The 2,587-nt window shown below is 49.0% G+C and carries 2 protein-coding genes; both read right to left on the bottom strand.

Translation table 11 applies throughout. The annotated features are described in order from the left end of the window. Positions 1 to 412: 412 nt before the first annotated feature. The gene (locus G485_RS27150) at positions 413 to 766 is read right to left on the bottom strand and encodes a hypothetical protein (RefSeq protein ID WP_051318374.1); all 354 of its coding nucleotides are present in this window, start codon (positions 764 to 766) and stop codon (positions 413 to 415) included. 3 nt (positions 767 to 769) lie between these two features. Beyond that, positions 770 to 2,422: a hypothetical protein gene (locus G485_RS29380; protein WP_156922454.1), complete on the bottom strand. Its 1,653-nt coding sequence runs from the start codon at positions 2,420 to 2,422 to the stop codon at positions 770 to 772. Positions 2,423 to 2,587: the final 165 nt, after the last annotated feature.

Raw genomic sequence — 2,587 nt, 5'->3', positions numbered from 1 at the left:
ATGCTCAATCACTCTTTCAATGGTCGTGTTACTGTATAATTCGACAAAACCGTGGTAAAAGCCTGCTTGGCGGACTTTTTCACCGGACTTCTAAAGCCTCCGTTGTTAACATAATACGTCGTGCCATCTAAGACATACGTCGAAACGCCGCTGGCTGTTGGTATACAGAAACGGTATTTTCCATTCACATCCGTACCATTGTCTGCGGAATATAGAGTAAAATACCCACTAATAAAAGTAGGATTGGTATCTTCGTGATACCACATAAGAATAATTCTTGGTAGAAATGACAACCCGGAAACAGTTGCGATGTTATTTGAAGGATATACTGTACCGGTAGCAAAACGTTTGCCCGCGATCACCGAACCTGCGACGCCGAATATACTCTTGCCGCTCAGGATGTTCGCCGCGATTAGGTTAGCGTCTCCCTTGACATAGCCGTTCCCGTCGTGATAACCTCCGGGATGCCTTGGGAAGTGGTCGAAGGCGTAATGACCATAGCCCCCCTATTACTCATCGTGCCCGCCGTCCCTGCAATCGTGGTCCCGGTCAGAACCTTCGATGCGTCGAAGGTAACCGCGTTTACTTTGCCGGAACCGTTATGGTAGCCGGCCGGAATGGTTTGAGCGGAGGCGCTTGGGGTGATCGTAACAGCTCCATTATTCGGCATCGCTCCAGAGGCGATATAATTGGTGCCAGCGCTGAACGATTTGCCAGAAAGTACGTCGGCGGGCGCTGCAGTTCCTGGAATATAAAGTTGCGCCAATTTTTACACCCCCACGATTGAAGCGGAAACTTTTACGGTATTCGCATTACTGCAAGAAATACGGACGTTAATCCCTGTTCCGGACGTGTTATTTATGAACAGGGGAAGCAGACTGTAGCTGCCTGCGGTAAATGATTGATTTGTAACTAGATTTGTCTGCTGCGCCCCAGATACGTCCGTATATGTTACCCATAGCGTAACCGTCGTCGTGGCTGTCACCCGCAAATAGACTAACACTTGGTAGTTGCCAGCTGCAGTTGTGACGTAACTGAGAGCGGTTGTCGACGTGTCTGCCGCGCTGACATTGAACTCGCTGACGGATGCGGCTTTTCCCGCGAAATCACTCGCGTGCTTTCCGTCCACCATGTCGGCATTAAGGCCACTGCCGGGCCCGTGGACCGTCTTGATCTTTGCGAGCACGTCGGCAGCTGTGTAATCAACGTCGGTAATCATTTTTGCCCAGGCCGACCAACCAGTATAGTAAACCCTAATCCATGAGGATGACTTGTCAGCCCCCGACCCGTGAGTCATGAACCACTGAAACGAACGCCCATCGCTTACATTGTAGGTAATTACGGTCCCATACCCGCCGTTCGGTGTCCACCCGCTGCCAGCGCCTACAAATGTCATGGAAAGTCCACTAGGATAAACCGTAATCGGGTCGCTTTCAGCGGGTGGAGTTGCAAGTATGTTTGCCCGCGATCTCGATATAATCTCCTGCACGGTAAACGCGGTTGTTGCGATTTGCGTCGTATTCGTCCCTACCGTTGCCGTCGGAGCTGTCGGCGTTCCTGTAAGTGCTGGAGAGGCCAATGGCGCTGCAACATAACCGAGAGATGCACGCGGTATTGGAGATGTATGGATTCCAACGCCTGTGCCTCCCAAAGAAACTACAGGAAGAGCGAGTTGTACGACGTCTCCCGCCTTAGCAAAGATAGCCGGAGCAGCATTGTCATATCCAATAGATACATCGGAAGTAGTTTGTATATGAACCCAGCCATCGGATGGCCCCAAGGTTACGTAGGAAGACATCTCTACCCCGTTCTTATACAGCTTCAATTTTTTATCGATAATGACATTTGTTCCTGACTTTAGGCGAATCCAGAATGACCAAGTAACATATTTTCCGGACCCGCCCATAGAAAATCCGTTATTAGAAGTTAGCAAATAGGCGGAAGAAACTGTAGGATGCGGAACGTTAGTGCCAGTTCCTTGGGTGATAGTAGCTATATAAAACTCTACACCGTATCGTCTTGACGGATTACTTGGCATGGCGCTCAAAAGAGATATGACGTCGGAAGTCATATTGCCCCTTGTGCCTCCAAAGTCTGTATTATCATGAATGAACTTTCCACCTGAGGCAATGGTTCCTCCGTTATAAGGCGCAAATGTGGACGGAGCCGTAAAAGGGGCGTTAGATGCCTGTGCTAAAGGCTCTTGGTCATTACCCATGAATCTACCAGAATCGGGAAGAAGATTAATGGCAGATACGTTTCCGGCATTCCATAGATTAGTCTGCGCCATTATAATATCCCCGGTCATTGTGACAGTACCGGAAAAATTAGGCGACGCAACTGGTGCAAAATCACTCGAATGTTTTCCGTCGACCATGTCTGCATTAAATCCGCTGCCTGGCCCCCCATTTGCAGTAGACATAAACTCAACCCACGCTGTCCAACCGTTCGACATATACCCCCTATAAAATACTCGTTGGGTATTATAGTGCATAAATAGGGCTTGCTGAACAAGATCAATTTAAGCTGCTCCCAACGCATGAGCCTAGACCGTGATTTTCTTTGCGGTTTTCATGCAAAAAATCGG

This window comes from Cohnella thermotolerans DSM 17683 (assembly GCF_000429825.1).
Lineage (GTDB): Bacteria > Bacillota > Bacilli > Paenibacillales > Paenibacillaceae > Cohnella > Cohnella thermotolerans.
This window is presented reverse-complemented; position numbering and strand designations above follow the sequence as displayed.

Coding starts and splice junctions, on each gene's coding strand:
- G485_RS29380 (WP_156922454.1), bottom strand. CDS start 2,422: ATGTCTACTGCAAATGGGGGGCCAGGCAGCGGATTTAATGCAGACATG.